We start from the raw sequence: 16168 nt of genomic DNA, 5'->3' as shown, positions 1-16168 counted from the left end.
TCCTAGCTCATTGCGCGCTCTGCACGCGCTCGTTGGGATCGATCACGCCGAGGTTCTCGATGACCTTCATCTGCCCGGCCTGCACCTGGCCGACGTACATGGTAAGCCGCAGGTGATGCTGGCCGGGCACCATTTCGGCGGCCCCGCCCGGTCCTTCGGCGATGCGCGCGTGGTCGAGTGCGCGGATCACCGCCGCCTGATCAAGCGTGCCGGCCTCCCGCACGGCCGCCTCCCAGAGCTTCAGCCCGCGATACAGCCCCGTGCTGGCGCTGCCGGCGGTGAACTTGGCGCTGCCCGGAAATCGCTCGTCGTAGCGGCGCAGCAGCGCCGTGCTGAACGGGTCGCTGACGGCCTGGTAGTAGTCGAGGCAGCTGTAGAGCCCCTCGACATGCTCGGCTGGCAGCAGGCTCGCAAGGTTCTCCTCGAAGTAGGGGCAGACGATCCGGCCGCCGCGCTTCGTGAAGCCGGCCTCGTACAGCTGCTGCAGGAACGGCGCCACGCCGGGCGGCACCGTGGTGTTGAAGACCACCTGCGCGTCGCTGGACATGATCTTGTCGACCGTGCTGCGGTAGTCCGCGTGATCGACGGGGAAATACTCCTCGCCGACGATCGAGCCGCCGTGCGCGGTGACCGCGGCACGCACCCGCTTGTTCATCACGTGCGGCCAGATGTAGTCAGCCGACGGGAGGTAGAACCTGCGAGCGTCGGTGTGCTTCATCAACCAGGGGATCAGCGAATCGACCTGTTGTGCCGGCACCGGGCCGGTGCAGAAGATGAGCGGGTCGCTCTCCTCGCCCTCGTACTGCTCCGGGTAGATGTAGAGCTTCTTGCCCTGCACGACGGCCGGGCCCTTGATCGCCTGCCGGGTGGAGCTGTAGATGCCGCCGAAGATCACGTCCACGCGATCGCCCTGAACCAGCTTGGCGGCCTTGGCGGCGGCCACCTTGTCGTCGGTGGCGCTGTCTTCGGTGATCAGCTCGATGCGCCGCCCGAGCAGGCCGCCGCCGGCGTTGATCTCGTCGACCACCAGGCGGGCGAGGTTGGCGTTGGCAATGCCGAGGAAGGACAGTGGGCCGGTCTGGTCAGTGACGAGGCCGATCTTGATGGATGCTTGGCTCACGATGGGATCTCCTTGCGGATGGTGGATGGGCACGGCCCCGTCGCGGGGTGTAGGCACTGTGCGCGCCGGGGGGCGCCGCGTCCTTAAGCGATGTGAAACGTTGCTAAGGCCCCCCGCGTGGCCCGACAATCGGGGCCGACAAGCAAGAGAGGCGCTCAGGTCTTGGTCTTCAAGGCGAAGGGGTTCGAAGTGCGGCCGGCCGAGCGCCGCCTGCTGGCCCATGGCCAGCCGGTCTCGCTCGGTGGACGCGCGTTCGACCTGCTGCTGGCGCTGATCGAGCTGCGCGACCGCGTGGTCGCCAAGGACGAGCTGCTGGCGCGGGTCTGGCCTGGCACGGTGGTCGAGGAGAACAACCTCACCGTGCAGATCTCGTCGCTGCGCAAGATTCTCGGGCCGGACGCCATCGCCACCGTGGCGGGGCGCGGCTACCGGTTCACGCTGCCCTTGCTGGACGATGACGCTCCCGCCTCACCGGCCGAGCCGTCATCCCCGCGCGAGCGCCCCGTGATCGCCGTGCTCGCCTTCGACAACTTGTCGAACGAGCCCGAGATGCAGTTCTTCTCCGACGGCGTCAGCGAGGAGATCATCCAGCGCCTCGCGCGTGGCACCCAGCTGCGGGTGATCAGCCGCACCACGAGCTTCCAGTTCCGTGGCGAACGAAAGGCCGAGGCGGCGCAACGCCTGAACTGCGCCTACGTGCTCGACGGCTCGATCCGCCGCGCGGCCGGCCAGGTACGCATTGGCGCCCACCTGATGGAGGCCGCGTCCGGCACGACGCTGTGGTCCGACCACTATGACCGTGCGCTGGAAGGCATATTCGAGGTCCAGGACGACATCGCCGAAAGCATCGCGCGCGCGCTCGACCACGGTTTCTTCGGTGTCGCGACGCGCGCAGTCGATCCTGCGGTCTATGACCTCTACCTGCGATCCAGCCCCAAGTCCTATGCCCCGGACGAGCTGCGCACCAGCGTCGGCGTGCTCGAAGTGGTGACGCAGCGCGCACCGCATTTCGCCGAGGCCTGGGGGAGGCTCGCCTACGTGCGCAGCTTCCTGCACATGTACCTGCCATTTGCCGAGCGTGCAGCCAGCGCCGGGCACGTGGTTCGCGAGGCCTCGCACGCGCTGGCGCTCGACGCGCAGAACAACGATGCCCTCGTCGCGCGATGCTTCGTGATGCCGTCCTTCGGCCGGTTCGTCGAGGCGGAGGACTTCCTCGAGCGTCTGCGCCAGGCGCCCGGCTCGGGCGACGGCCGGCGCTACATCAGCTGGCTGCTGCGCCTGACCGGCCGCCTGCGTGCGAGCCTCGACGAGGCCGAACGCATCTACCGCCTGGACATGCTCGATCCGATGTCGGCCAACCTGGTGGCGCTGGCCCGCATGGCCATGGGGCAGGTCGCCGAGGCGGTGCCCGTGTATGAAGACCTCGTGGCGCGCATCCCCGACATGAGCTTTCCGATCTCGAGCTTGCTGCGGGCCCATGCCTTCCTGCAGGATTGGGCGGCGGTCGATCGCCTGCTCGCGCTCGCAGCCACGCGCCCGCTGCGCGAGTTCCAGGACACCATCCCTTTCGTCCGCGCCAAGCGCGACCCGACGCCTGAGCACATCGGTGCCTGGCGCAGCGAGTTCGAGGCGCACGTGATGATCACCGGCGGTGTGGATGTGGCGCGCCTGGTCTATGCCGCGCACCTGGGCCTGGTCGACGAGGCCTTCCGTGCTGCCGAGGGCGCCCGCCTGGGCCCTGTGGGGGCCAGCACCGACATCATGGGCCCCGACGGCTACCGCACCGCGCTGCTGTTCCAGGCCAGCATGCCCGAGCTGCGCAACGACCCACGCTTCCCGCGGCTGTGCGCGCGACTGGGGCTGGTGGAGTTTTGGCTCGCCAGCGGTCAGTGGCCCGATTGCGCGGACGAGGTGCCCTACGATTTTCGGCAAGAGTGTGAATGGGCGAAGGGTGTGCCTAGGGAGATCTTCGGGTTTTGACGGCGCAACGACGTGGTTCCGGCGCGCTCTTCTGCTCATTCGCACTGCACTTGTCATGCCGGGCTGAGCAGCCCATCCACTTACAGCGTGTTCAGATTTGCGCGGCCGGCCCTCTCTGGGGCTGCAGCCCAATCCAATGCGGCTTGATGCTGGCATGAATGCATCCTGCGATTCAATTCGCGTTCCTCGCTGACGGGCCGACGGGCCTATCAATGTCGGCACTACAGTTGTTCCGGCCCTCCGACCACGCGCCTCGAAAGTCAGCAGATGGCCGTTCAGTAACTTTGACGACGGTCAGCTTCTCTTGATGCTGAAGGTCCGTACCGGGCCCGCCGGTGTCGGTGCGGGTGTGGCAGGATGCGGCCAAGACCGGCTGTCAGGCCTGTCGTCCGGGAGACTTCATATTCAAGGTGGCGAGCGCAATACTTCTGTGCGTTCTGGCCGGCTGCGCCAGCAACTCGCCCCAGGGCTATTCGGTATGCTCGACTCAGCCAGGCACCTATGCGTGTCAAATCGAGCAGTACCAAAACGTCAACGACTGACGACGTTCTGGGCGGAGGCCCGACAGGCAGAACCCGGCCAATTGCGGACCTTCGGCGCCGTCTCTCGCTTTCCCCAAGTTCCGTAGCGTCAGCGGTGCTTCGCGGCTCCGCGAACGAGGTTTTGCGACTTCGATGCGCATGCAAACGCGTGATCGGAATTCGCGATGGGCCGGCGATTTTCGAGGCCACGCGAATGCATAGGTGACCATCGGCATCGCCCCAGCTCCGCCAGGCTCGTCCATTGCGCCAAGGCGGCTTGCTAGAGTTTGAACTGCGTCGAGCTGTTCGCCTGCACGTCAGGGTCGGCCTCATAGGCAGCATGCCGGGCCATCCATGCTCGCAATGGATTTTCAAGCTCCATCTGCTTGGCCACGCGTGCAAGTCGCTTGGCGTCGAACATCTTCACATCGAGATCCATTGGCGGGGCAGTCAGAGTGCTCCGCGGAGAAGCACCGAGATAGAGCCAGTCGAGGAAGGCTTTTTCTGGAGTCGCGCGCGGATACTCGAACCGAAGGTCCCGAACATCCTCTAGCAATCTGAAGTCGGTGTGATTCATCACTAGGCGCGCCGGCATTGCAAAAAAGCGAAACGTTCCAACGGCAGTGTGGCGCGCTCCGGTCTGTGGGTTCGTCCAGGATGGATCCGTCGGAATGACGCAAGTGATGGTGTCGCCGAAGTTGTTCGTGATGCCGGCTTGCTCGAGAACCCAGGCGAGACTCACTACGCTGCGTGCGCGCACGTGATGGGCTGCGGCAGCAGGACTCACGTCGCCGCGGCCAACGCGATTCAGGTACACCCCTTTGATCACCTCGACGAGCTTCGTGGATGCCGTCATGTCGGACATCCAGCGATGAAATGTCGCCGGCGACGGTGGAGTTGCGTCTCCGGACGCGACTAGCGCTTGCAGCGCGCCCGTCGTCAAAACTGCAGGAGTATCTGGGCGAAGAAGGCGCGCTTCAGCCTGAATCTTCCAGAGCGCTGTCATGGTCTGCATCCTTTGGGTGGACCTTTAAGCGCCGCGCCGCACCAACCCTCAATGGCCGATCCGACTTCTAGAACGATCTCGACCCATCGCTCCTCAGTGAGTTGGTTTCGCTCCGCAGGCGGCAGATACGGAAAAAGCTCCGTGGTGGCTTGATCGAAGCTGATGAACTCCAGCTTGGCAATGGCATTTCGCTGGATCTGCTCGAGCAGATTCGCGTCCTGCTTTTCCAACAAGGGAACAGGATTGGCACCCAACCTGGACAGGTCGTACAAATCATAGATGTCCCTCGGGGCATGCCGATGGTCCGACATTGCCGCCGCAATTTTCATCGCCGCCAGCATGTCAGCGTTGTAGCTCTCCACGAGAAAAGGCGCCATTCCATAGCTCGCCGGCGGAACGACGGTAACCGTATCAACATAGTCGCGGTCGATCTCCTGTTGACGACCTGACACCTCGACCTCAAATCGAAGCTGCACCCCAGACGGCGTTCGCCCCACAAGACGCGCTCGAACTGTCGTCGGCGTTTCTTTTGTGATCTCCGCTGCTAACTCTCGAATTCCGGCGCTGGCGCCCGCCGTCTTCAAGGACTGACGCAGGCGCCCCTTCGTCGCAATCAGGGATAACGACGGGGCGCGATCAAAATCGATGTCCTTGGTTAGCCTCATGCTGCCAATGACGGCGCGCATGGCCATGCCGCCCTTCAAAATCATTCGCCCGCCGCCGAACTGAGACATTACTTCCCGCAGCAGGGCGATCTGCGCCCGGTCGATGGTAGTGAGGCTCTCTGAAAAGCCTTTGTCGGATGGGCTGTAGATAGTGGTCATCTCTCAGTATATGAGGTATGCATTCTACGCCAAAACTTCTAAAGTAGTTTGAAACTCTCACTATATGAGAGATGAGCAAGATTAGAGGACCTCGGAGCCGGCCTAGTGCGCCGCTGAAGTTCATCCGGCATCTTCGGCGCCAAGCGCGGCAGCATCGCCAGGTTGGCCACGAAGTAGGGTAGCGAGGTCGGAGCACCATAAAGCACCCGACCGGCTACAGTCGGCTATCACCAGCCATCACCGGCCATTCAATGTGAATGCCAGAAAGCAGCCGCTCGACGCCGCTCTCGGCCCTGAGCGGTCCCATGAAGTCACTATTGGGCTGCCTGAAAGCCGTCATTGGACCGAGCTTGGCTGCATATTTCCAGAAGCGGATAAGTTCCTCAGGCGGGAGGCTGGCTGGCCGCCGCCTCGCTCCCCCCAGGCTCAGTAGTTGTTCATCGGGCAGGCCCGACCCCGGCGCATGAAGCATGGGGTGCGAGTAGTGCTTCTTAGTAGCGCATCACGCTCGCGCTCATCGGTGTCGAGCGCGACCATGCGGCGAACGACGGCCCGTCGGAGCACGTGCAGGTCTGGCGCGGCACTCTGTTGACCAGTCCTGGTCCTCGATTGGCAGCGCGGCCATCTGGCAGCCAAAGATGATGTGGCCAGCAAGGATCCGCCATGCCACGCGCGAACAAGCCCGAGCCTCCTTCCCATGGCCGCTCAATCCGCTAGGCGCGTCTGGTGCCGCGTCGGAGGTGTCGAGTGGTGCAGCAGACGCATCAGATCCCCCTGCTTGGACGTGCCGGTCTTGGAGTAGATCCTCTGCAGGTGGGTACGGATGGTCGGCTCGCCCACTCCTAGCATGCCGGCGGCCTCGGTGCCGCCGACGCCTTGCGACAGCGCCATTAGCACGCGCAGTTCGCCGCCGGTGAGCCCATGCAGCCGTCCAAATGCCTCCCCCGGCATCAGCGGCGCCTGGACAGGATCCTGGATGAACACGGCAACACTCGCCGCGAACGGTGCGAGGATCCCGGCGCGCCGGCCATCGGCAACCGGCAGCAAGGTGGCGACGTAGCCCCCGCCGGTTCCATCAGGGATTCCGATCGCATGATCCTTGGTGCGCATGCCGGCACCATCACGGCCTGAGTCCTGGATCGCCTGCGTCAACGCGGCACGAGCGGCCGGATAGACCGGGGACAACCGGTTGTTGACCAGGCGCATCGCCGTGCCCGACTTGACCTGTCGCTCGGCCGCGGTGTTCATATACACGACGTGACCGTCACGCGCCGCCAGGAACACGCCGGCCGCCAGCCCATCGAGGGTCCTCTCCAGCACCTCGGACTTCAGCACCTGGATGTCGAGCGCATCGGAAATCGCCAGAGCACGGCAGACGTGCGGCGCAAGGAGCTTGAACAGGCCAAGGTCGCCCTGCTGGTAGTGCGGCGACTTGTCGCTGCGCGACGCGTGCAGGGACGCCATGCGCCCGCCGGTGCGCAGCGCCGGAAACCAGATGATGTCGAGCACCCCGTAGGGCTGCAGCACTTCGCGGTAGAAGCGGCTGTCATGCAGATGGAAGCGCTCCATCGACAGCGCGCTCACGTCCCCGACGTTGGAGACGACATCCGCCGCGGCCATCGGACTCTCGGCGTACTGGGCGCCGAGTTTCTGCAGAAACTCCGGCTCATAGCCGAAGACGTACAGCTGGTCGTTCTGGATCTGCTTCAGGTCGTGCACGCAGATGCCGCCCCCGACGCTGTCACAACGCTCCGCAATCATTCCGCATGTTGCGGCCCACCGCTGCGGGTCGAGGGAGCAGTCGTAGATCGCGCCGATCAGCTCCGACAGCTCGGCGGCGGAGATCCCTTCCAGGCCCGTCATCGCAAACGGTTCCGAAACGACGCCCGAATCCGAGGCGCAAGGTCCGTCAAACGATGCCGTACGATGCTGGGCTGGTTCATCGAGTGATCGTAGGCAGGTAGGCTGCGTCGCGTAATAACCTAAACAGGTGACCAATTGAATGCAGGAGTTGCGCGCCCCGCCCAGCCTCCAATGAACGATTGCACCGAGGCGATCTACGCGCTGTGGGACAAACTCGCGAATTACCCCATCGGCCATGGCGATGAAGCGCTCGAGCACCTGCTCTGCAGCCTCTGCTCGATCTTCGGCGCGCACAACGCACTTTGGTCGGTGGTCGTGCGGCTGCCAAGCCCTGCGTTGGGCGACGCGTTGAACGGCTGGCGTCCGCGATTCGTCCGGCTCCTGCGGCCTTTGCCGCCGATTGCCGCTTCGGTCCAGGAGCAGTTCGACGTCCTGTGGTCGCCGTCTGTCGACCTCTCACAGAGCCTTGCCGTGTCCGGCGAGGAACCGTTCCGCACCCGGCTCCTGTTTGAAGCGCTGCCTCCGGAGTGGTTCGACGGTCCACATTACCAGCGCCACTATCTGGCTGTCGGCCACGCGGACAGCATGTCGATGCGTTGTGCGGTCAACGACGATGTGCGGGTGCACCTGTTCATCTTCCGCAGCACGGAAGCTCCCCGGTTCTCATCAGCGGACAAGCACCCTTTCGGCCTGGCGCTTCGCGGGCTGCGCTGGTTCTACCGCCAGCAATTGCTCAGCCACGGGCTCCTCATCGCGAACGCGCCGCTCACCGCGATGGAACGCAGGGTCTTGCTGGAACTGCTCGACGGAAAGACGGAGAAGGCCATCGCGGCCATCCTTGGCCAAAGCCCGAACACGACGCACATCCACGTGAAGTCGATTTATGCCAAGTTCGGTGTCCATAACCGGGCGGGGCTGACCTCCCTCTGGCTCGGGCGCCTGCCCGAAGCCGGCCGACCGAACCTCGATTGATGGTGCGGCGACCCCACGCGTCATTGCTTCCGATGACGCCTTGAGCGTGCGATCTCTCTAGGCTCGGGACCTCACCGTTCCGCTTAAGAAGACGATATGCGCATGCTCCCGATTCCGATGATGCCTCCGATCCGGCGGTCGCGATGGTCCCCGCGCGGCCTTGTCGTGGCAAGCCTAGTCACTGCCGTGAGTCTGGCGCTCTATGCCACGTTGCAGGCCGCCGCCGCAAGCCCGAGGTCCGTGCAGCGATTGGCCGGCCAGTCCGGCACCGCCTCTGCCGGCAACGTCTTTCCCGAAGACCTTGTCTGGTGGTGGCCCCTGAACGTCGGAAGCGCGACCAGCCTCTTCCATTGCTGGCCGAAGGCGGCCAAGAGCAGCGCAGACTCGGTAGTGGTCTGGACTGACAAGGCCAACCACGTCGTCGCGTTCGGCGCTGCGCAGGATGCAGCGCAACTCCCCGCCTATGCCGTAGCGCTAGGCACGACAGGGAAACGGGACGCGAGCCCGTTCGTTCAGATCGCCGGGAAAGGACATGTCGTGCGGGTTGGGGAGAAGAAGAGCGCACTCCGGCTGAACGACATGCAGCTCGATTGCGTCCGTACGTCAGACGACTGATGTCGAGCCGGGACGGACGGACTCCGGCGTGCATCTGCCCTCCATTCGTCACGAAACCCTCTGCCCACGCTTGCAGAAAAGGGGGGTCAAGGCGAAGAAGGCTTTCCCCTCGCCAACGCGCGACTCCAACCCCAGGAATTCACTATGAACATGAGCCGAATCCTCCCACCTCCGCTGTCGACCGACGCAGTTGAGGCGCCAAGCCCGTCCGTGCTCGGCGCGTTCAAGCGTGCTGTCGCAGCTCTTGCGCGGCGCTGCGCGACCGGCACAGCCGACCCGCGAGAACGCTATCTGTCGCGATCGGTCAATCATGAAGACCTCGAGAACCGCATCCGTGCATGGGAAGCGTACGAAGCCCGCCTGCGATGCCTTCCGCCAGTGCTGTGAGGACACGTTGAACACGGACACGCGCTGATGCCGCTCCGAGTGTCGGAGGGCAGTGTCGCTGCTGCCCGCGCGCGCACGGTGCGCTGAAGCCAGCGAATGAGGGAACCCTTTACCGAGCGGTGTGGGCGGTGAGGGCCTCAGGTTTGACCAGGGAGCAGTTGCCAACCGCGCCGTTGCAGGTCCAGCGCTCGCACCTTGGCGGCGTCGAACAATGCCGCGTGTTCCACCGGCGTCAGGCGCTTGTTAAGGCTCTCGATGTTCATGGCAAGGTGGTTGGGTCCTGATCTCATGTTTCGTGCTCTTCCTCGGTCTGCCAATTCCTGTACGAGGCCGAGGTACTCATGTCTGGTGGCGAGAAGGCCCTGCGGCTGTGGGAAATAGGGAGGCTCCGAGCCGCGAGGGCTGCGCGATGGACCACGGGGAATCTTGTTTTTTGCTTGTCTTCCTCGCCATTGCCTTGGTCACGTCTGCTTCGGGGAGGACTTATGAAGCAGGCATCGAACTGATTCTGCTTGTCGTTGAACTGCAGGTTGCTTTGTGGGGATTGGTGCTTGCCAGTTCCCGTAGGTAGCTGATAAACGGAGAGCATTTATCTGACGCCGTGCCGACGCTGATCGAGCGCGCTGGTGTTGCGGCGGCAGATAAACGTCGATGGACTGAACCGCCGCTCCGGGGTGGCGTGCGGGGCTGTTGGGGAATGTAAGGTTCAGACGCGGTGACGGTAGTAGGTGCGGGGTGTGCAGGCGTGAACGTGGGTGCTCAGGCGGCGATTGGTGACGGCCGTTGGGCGGTCGAGGCGCAAGCGATGGGTCGTTCGCGGCATACCGATGGTTCGGCCACACACGTCGGGACGATCCGCACCGCCGTCGCGATGTCGGTGACGGACAAGTTCTTGGACGGTGATGCGCCGGCCGGGTATCACGGCGGACCCCGGCATGCAACGGCTTGCGGTGCAGCGCAGCCGCGCTGGGGTGGCAACACCTGCACGGTACGCCAGTGCCCCAAGCGGCAGTGCGGGCAGCACGAGACTTCGATGCCCGTGACGCGCTGGAGGAACGTGGCGGCGTCCTCTCGAGCCTGGGCATTGGCCGCCGGCATCGACAGCGCCAAGCGGGCCTGCGCCAGGCGCTCGGCCTTGACGGCCGGGCTCAGCAACCCGTAGTGGCGGATGCGCTTGAACCCCGGCGGCAGCACATGCTGCAGGAAGCGAGCGATGAAGGTCGGTCCGTCGATGAGGACCGTTCGCTTGCCGCCATGATCGTCGGCGCGCACGCGCAGTCGCACCCCGTTGGCATCGATGCCGACGATGCGCTCGTTGGAGACTGCCACGCGGTGCGTGTAGCGCGACAGGTAGTCCAACACCGTCTCGGGGCCAGTGAGCGGCGTCTTGGCATACACCACCCAGTCGTGACGCTTGAGCTCGGCCAGCCGTACCTGGCGCATCGCCGGCGTGTTGGCGGGATCGCGGGGCAACTCGCCGGCCTGACTCGCGCGGCGCAGCGCGTCGACGAACTTGCCTCTGAACACGCGTGACAGCGCATGCACCGGGAACAGGAACGTCGGGCTCCGCTTGGGTGCACACCACAGGCCATCGCCGTCCAACCCACCGCAGGCCATCAGCGCGTGCACATGGATGTGGCGGCGCAGGTCCTGCGTCCAGGTATGCAGCACCAGAGTGAAGGCAGCTGTTGCACCGAGCCAGCGCGGGTTCGCGGCGAACTCGCTGAGCGTGGCCGCCGCGCATTGCATCAGCGTGCCGTACGCCCAGCGCGCGTGGAACTGCGCCAGGGCGTTGAGGGCGTGCGGCAGCGTGAAGACCAGGTGGCAGTACGGTACCGGCAGCAACTCGGCAAGCTGGGCCTGGCGCCAGGCGTCGCGGGCGTCGTTCTGGCACTGCGGACAGTGCCGGTTGCGGCAGGAGTGGAACAGCCGCTGCTCCCGTGCGCACTGGTCACAGCGCTGCAACTGACCACCCAGCGCCGGTGTGCGGCAAGCGACGATGGCTCGCCAGGCACGCGCCTGCGGCGTGCTCAGCGTGTGCTGGCGCAGATAGGCCGGCTCGAAGGTGTGCAGCACCTCGGCCAGGGTGGCACTCATCGCGCAGCGGCTTCAGTGCAGCGGCGGTCGCGGTGGCGTCGGCGGTGACGACGGCGCCTTTGGCTCGACCTTGGGCAGATGGGCCAGCAACGCCAGCGCGCTGTCACCGACGCTGTGGCCGGGGCGAGCCATGCGAAGGTAGCGGCTGGTGGTGCTGAGCTTGGCGTGGCCGAGCAACTGGCTGATGCTGTTGAGGTCCACGCCGGCTTCCAGCAGATGTGTGGCAAAGCAGTGGCGCAGCGTGTGGATGCCGCCGACCTTGGCGATGCCCGCAGCGTTGCGCGCGGCGTAGAAGTAGCGCCCGGCGCTACGGGTGTCCAGGTGCTGGGAGGGGTTCAGCCGCGCAGGGAACAACCAGTCCTCGGCCTGTGCAGTGCGTCTGCATTGCCGCCAGTACAGCCGCAACTGCTCGAGCAACTCCGGGCTGAGCAGGCTGTAGCGGTCGTGCCCTCCCTTGCCCGCGATGACGTGAATGCACATGCGGTCGGGCGAGGAGTCGATGTCGCAGCCGCGCAGTTGACACAGCTCGCTCACGCGCAGCCCGCTGGCGTAGGCCGTCATCAGAAGCGTGCGCGCCTTCATGGACATCGGCGCAGCCAGCACCGCTGCCACTTCGGCGCGAGACAACACGTCGGGCAGCCGCTGCGAGGTGTGCCCCATGGGGATGCGCTGGCGTCGCTCGTTCTGGCCGAGCACCTCGCACACCAGAAACCGCACGGCGCTGGAAGCCTGATTGACACTGCTTCGCGCCAGATGCCGCTCGCGCACCAGGTGCAGCAGATAGGCCTGGACCTCCTGGTCGGTGATCAGCTCCGGGGTTCGGCGGTAGTGACGGGCCATCTGCGCGACAACCCTCAGGTAGGACTCTTGCGTGCGTGGCCTGAAGCCGCGCAGCACCATCGCATCGATCATGCGTTGACGTAGTGGTGTCATCGTCGTCTCCGAGTTCCGGGGAACATTCCCCGCAACCAAGGTACAACTCAACTCCGCGCAACGCGATCTGCCCTCGTCGCACACATCCACCGCGTCAGCGGTTTAGTCCAACGGCCTGGTACGGGCATTGGCTGACGAGGCAGGATTCGCCCCGGAACAGACATTCACCTGCGCGCAAGAGCGCTCCCGGCATGACGGCCTTGCGACAGAGAGGGATGAGGAGGCTCGAAAAGCTGTCAGCCTTCGCGCGACGCTGCGCAAGAACCTCTTCATCCCCGCTCAGATCATCCTGCGTTGCCAGGCACAGGCGTGTTGAGCAGCTGCTGCTCCCACAGGAAGGCGATGCCGCTGCCGCCGGCATGCTGGGTGATCACTTCCGTCAGTGCAGCGGCTTGCTCGGTCCGAGCCCAATCGCGCTGCCATTCGGCCGCGAGCGCTAGCCAGGTCATCATGTTCGCGCCGGCCGCGATCATGCGCTGGATGGCGACCTCATGGGCCTCGACTGAAACGCCGCCCGACGCATCGGTGATCACAGTAACGTCCCAACCTTCGCCGAGGGCCTGGATTGCCGGCATCGCGACGCACACCTCGGTCCACAGGCCCGCGATGACCAGCTGCTTGCGACCCGTCGCCTTCACCGCGTCCACCACCTTCCGATCCTCCCAGGTGTTGATGAACGTCCGGTCGATCACTTCTTGGCCGGGGAATACATCCGTAATCTGGGGAAAGAGGAGCCCGCCTCGGGCCGCGATCACCGTCGTCAGGATGGTAGGGACGCCGAAGGCTTTGGCGGCCTTCGCCAGCCCCGCCGTGTTGTTGATCACCATCTGCGGTTCGTGGCTGTTCACGTTCGCGAGTTGGTAAGGCTGGTGGTCGATCAGAACGAGTACGGAGTCTTCGGGGCGAAGAAGCGAAGCAAGGCCGTTGCGCAAAGTCATTGATGCATCCTTTGTTGCCGCTTTGAGCGGGGTTGATTTGCGGAAACGTTCGCCGGCGGCGACGTTGCCTGGACGCATTGTGTTGTTCCCAAACTCGGTACGGTAGTACCATTTCACGGCGAGCTGTGTCGCGAAAAGTGGAACGCTCAGTTGGACATCGAGGAGCTACAGACATTCGTAGAGGTTGCGGATGCAGGCGGGATTTCGTCGGCTGCGCTCCGGCTCGGCGTGGCCAAGTCGATCGTCAGTCGTCGCCTCTTGCGGCTTGAAGCGGAACTGGGTGTCCAGCTGCTTTCGCGATCCACCCGCGGGGCCGCGCTCACAGAAGCCGGGGCCACGTTCCGAGACCATGCGGCCAGGGTCTGCGCCGAGATCGACGCGGCGAGGGAAGCGATCCTGCCCGCCGGCGACCTTCGCGGCCGTTTGCGCGTTGCGGTGCCGCTTTCTTTCGGGCCGACCCACTTTGCGCCGATCCTCGCGGAGATGGCACGGCGCCACCCTCAGCTCCACATCCAGGCCTGCTACAGCGATCGCTTCGTCGACCTCATTGCGGAGGGCTACGACTGTGCGATACGGGTCGGCTATCTTCAGGACTCCGGCTTGATCGCAAGACGCATCGGTCGTATCCACGGGAAGCTGGTCGCAAGCCCGGACTATGTCAAGGCGCATGGGTCGCCGGAGACCCCGGAGGAGCTCGCCGCGCACCAGGCCCTCATGCAAGGAACCGAAGCCTGGCAACTCATGGACGGCGACAGGATCATCACGGTTCGTCCGCAGGGGCGTTTCAAGAGCGACAACGGCACAGCGTTGGTCGCGGCCGCCACAGCAGGACTCGGCATCGCCTACCTGCCCGATTGGCTCACCCATGAGCATTTGGCCTCCGGGGCACTGGTGCCGGTCATGACACGTCATCCACCGCCCCCGGCAGGTGCCTATGTCATCCGCCCGCCAGGTCAGCATCCCGCGCGGAAGATTCGGGTCCTCACCGAGCTCCTAATCGAGTATTGCGACCGGTCTCCACACCTTGCGGGAGCTGCACCGGTCTGAGTGCGCATCGACGTTGATGCGCGGTTCTAGGGTGAAGCCAACGGAACGCTAAGGGCAGCAACGGGCCCAAAGCTCCGAGCCCGCGACCGGCTACAGTCGGCCAGAACCCGACGCTCACAACCCGGCCCCAGTTCGCTCATCAGCAGTCCTATGATCAAGCTCACATATGCCCGGTGCGAAGGTAATAGTTCAGTTCGTTGCCGCGGAAGTTGGCGGTCGAACGATGCCCGCCTACTTGACCCAGAAGTACAGACCTCACTTTCGCGTCGGGAGTGGAGAGTACTTGGGGGTGGTTTTTTCGGGCGATGAATCCAGCGCGCCGATTCAGCCCGGAATTTGTATAAATGCTGAGGTCGCGTTCATCTATGCACCCAATGTCGACTACGGGGATCTGGTCGTTGGATCACAATTTCAGATCCTAGAAGGTGCAAGGATTGTCGGAATCGGCGTAGTCAGTGAGCTGGTTCCATGAAGGTCCCATCGCGGCCACAAGCAGACCTCCGTGGCCGACCTCCAGCACGAGCGTTCAATGATGAATATTCAGGTCATTGACGGCGCAGTGATGCTCCAGCTCTCTCAAGCGCCCTTCATGCACACCCTGAGCCAGCACCAACCATGCCACATCGTCGCTAGACTTGGGAATGTTCAGAGCTCTGCTCGCCCTCATCCTTTTGCTGCTCGCCTGCAGTGCGCAAGCACAGCGCCAGACCCCTTCCAGCATCGAAATTCAATCGGCGTACTGCATCAGCGTGCTGAATGGCCGAGCCAGGGATGCTCAAGCGCTCGCCTCTCTGCCGGCGCCCGGGTCACAACAGGACGGCTTCCGGGAAGCGCAGGCAGGGTACGAGCAAGACGTGCGCCGACTCCGGAGTTACCTCGTGCCCCGGATGAAATACCTGGACGGAGAAGCGCTGCTTGCGGCTGCCGATCGAGGGCAGTCCGACGTGAGCTCATTCCTGCGGACACAGCGTGCTTGCAAGGCCCGCTGCGACACGAAGCCAGCGTCCGGGGCTGGCGCCACCGCAGAAAACACAGCGTGCCTCAGCGCTTGCTCAGCGGAGAACCTTGCGGCCGACCGAGTCAAGGCGTGCAGCCCGGTGAACTGGTTGTGATTCTGAACCGGCATGTGCGCATGTAACTCGGCGGCTATGGAGCCGCGCGCGACCCGAAACTCTCCGGCAGAATCCGGCCAACAGCAGCCGGTCGGCCTTGCCGCAGAATTCGCTCGATAGCGGACGCTCGCGGCGCGCGCGACGAATTGGTTTTAGGTCGAGGACGCCCATCCTGAAGCGCGTGCACACCAACCGACAAGCCATCAACAATCTCCCACCAGCCCTCGAACCTAGCTTCTAAACTTTGAACCGTATGGAACCACAACGCGCATCGGTCTACAGGTTCCCGACTCGGTTCGTCGTCTGTCCACTGCGCAAAACCAGCAGCGGACTGGAGGTGGCGTCGGAGCCCTATCGGGCATTGCCCTCCGTGGCTCCTTCACCTGAGCTTGCACAAGCTGTGTGGCATGCGCTGAGCGAGTCGACCAAACCCATTGCGAACCCAAGCGATTGGAAGGAGCACGCAGCGCCAAGACTGGCCGTCGCCGGAGTCAAAACCGAAACTGCGTTTCAGAAGACGGCCGCGTTGGTTACTGTGGACTTTGATGGAGAGGTTCTCCGTCTCACACCAGATCGAAACGGCGGGGCGACTGGCGATGAAAGAGGCTTTCACCCGCTGGACCAGGACGCACTGCACGTCGGACGGACAGATAGCCGGCTCATGGCCGATGCGGTTCTCCGAGCACTTGAACGTTGCAGTTCAGGGGACGGCCCGGTACGTCTTTAGTCGGCCAGAAGCGGCCGGCCGAGGTG

13 protein-coding genes are annotated in these 16168 nt (G+C 64.3%); 5 read left to right on the top strand and 8 right to left on the bottom strand.

What is annotated here, in order from left to right; translation table 11 throughout:
* Positions 1-7 precede the first annotated feature (7 nt).
* On the bottom strand, positions 8-1120 hold the full coding sequence (locus tag ACSQ9I_RS25180) for a substrate-binding protein (protein ID WP_436314880.1): 1113 nt from the start codon (positions 1118-1120) through the stop codon (positions 8-10).
* Positions 1121-1282: 162 nt separating this feature from the next.
* Here ACSQ9I_RS25180 and ACSQ9I_RS25175 point away from each other — a divergent pair, with 162 nt between their 5' ends.
* Positions 1283-3100: a winged helix-turn-helix domain-containing tetratricopeptide repeat protein gene (locus ACSQ9I_RS25175; RefSeq protein WP_436314878.1), complete on the top strand. Its 1818-nt coding sequence runs from the start codon at positions 1283-1285 to the stop codon at positions 3098-3100.
* 801 nt (positions 3101-3901) lie between these two features.
* On the opposite strand, the gene ACSQ9I_RS25170 is transcribed toward ACSQ9I_RS25175, so the two are convergent.
* The 3 genes from ACSQ9I_RS25170 to ACSQ9I_RS25160 form a co-directional block, all read right to left on the bottom strand.
* Positions 3902-4627, bottom strand: coding sequence for a hypothetical protein (locus ACSQ9I_RS25170; protein WP_436314877.1), 726 nt, complete (start codon positions 4625-4627; stop codon positions 3902-3904).
* Entirely contained in the window at positions 4624-5451 is an 828-nt protein-coding gene (locus tag ACSQ9I_RS25165) for a nucleotidyl transferase AbiEii/AbiGii toxin family protein (protein ID WP_436314876.1), read from the bottom strand. The genes ACSQ9I_RS25170 and ACSQ9I_RS25165 overlap by 4 nt, the downstream gene beginning before the upstream one ends.
* A 705-nt stretch (positions 5452-6156) precedes the next feature.
* A complete protein-coding gene (locus ACSQ9I_RS25160; protein WP_436314875.1) occupies positions 6157-7314 on the bottom strand; it encodes a helix-turn-helix transcriptional regulator in 1158 nt (385 codons plus the stop codon).
* Between the two features lie 171 nt (positions 7315-7485).
* Here ACSQ9I_RS25160 and ACSQ9I_RS25155 point away from each other — a divergent pair, with 171 nt between their 5' ends.
* From ACSQ9I_RS25155 to ACSQ9I_RS25145, 3 genes are all read left to right on the top strand, one after another.
* On the top strand, positions 7486-8286 hold the full coding sequence (locus ACSQ9I_RS25155) for a helix-turn-helix transcriptional regulator (RefSeq protein WP_436314874.1): 801 nt from the start codon (positions 7486-7488) through the stop codon (positions 8284-8286).
* Positions 8287-8472: 186 nt separating this feature from the next.
* On the top strand, positions 8473-8901 hold the full coding sequence (locus ACSQ9I_RS25150; protein ID WP_436314873.1) for a hypothetical protein: 429 nt from the start codon (positions 8473-8475) through the stop codon (positions 8899-8901).
* Between the two features lie 150 nt (positions 8902-9051).
* Positions 9052-9288 (top strand): hypothetical protein, encoded by a 237-nt coding sequence (locus tag ACSQ9I_RS25145; protein WP_436314872.1) that lies wholly within the window; start codon positions 9052-9054, stop codon positions 9286-9288.
* Between the two features lie 137 nt (positions 9289-9425).
* Here ACSQ9I_RS25145 and ACSQ9I_RS25140 read toward each other — a convergent pair whose 3' ends face one another.
* The 4 genes from ACSQ9I_RS25140 to ACSQ9I_RS25125 form a co-directional block, all read right to left on the bottom strand.
* Positions 9426-9551 carry a hypothetical protein gene (locus tag ACSQ9I_RS25140; protein ID WP_436314871.1) on the bottom strand — a complete coding sequence of 42 codons (126 nt, stop codon included), beginning with the start codon at positions 9549-9551 and terminating at the stop codon, positions 9426-9428.
* Between the two features lie 655 nt (positions 9552-10206).
* Positions 10207-11385: an IS91 family transposase gene (locus tag ACSQ9I_RS25135; protein WP_436296795.1), complete on the bottom strand. Its 1179-nt coding sequence runs from the start codon at positions 11383-11385 to the stop codon at positions 10207-10209.
* 12 nt (positions 11386-11397) lie between these two features.
* Complete coding sequence (locus tag ACSQ9I_RS25130; protein WP_436296796.1) at positions 11398-12318, bottom strand: tyrosine-type recombinase/integrase; 921 nt, start codon at positions 12316-12318, stop codon at positions 11398-11400.
* A 284-nt stretch (positions 12319-12602) separates the two neighbouring features.
* Entirely contained in the window at positions 12603-13256 is a 654-nt protein-coding gene (locus tag ACSQ9I_RS25125) for a hydrolase (RefSeq protein ID WP_436315824.1), read from the bottom strand.
* 150 nt (positions 13257-13406) lie between these two features.
* Here ACSQ9I_RS25125 and ACSQ9I_RS25120 point away from each other — a divergent pair, with 150 nt between their 5' ends.
* Positions 13407-14303, top strand: coding sequence for a LysR family transcriptional regulator (locus ACSQ9I_RS25120; RefSeq protein ID WP_436314870.1), 897 nt, complete (start codon positions 13407-13409; stop codon positions 14301-14303).
* The last annotated feature ends 1865 nt before the right edge of the window (positions 14304-16168 follow it).

It is taken from the genome of Variovorax sp. LjRoot84 (assembly GCF_964254305.1).
Classification (GTDB): domain Bacteria; phylum Pseudomonadota; class Gammaproteobacteria; order Burkholderiales; family Burkholderiaceae_C; genus Variovorax.
The sequence above is the reverse complement of the archived record's forward strand: the minus strand, read 5'-3'. Positions and strand labels throughout refer to the sequence as shown.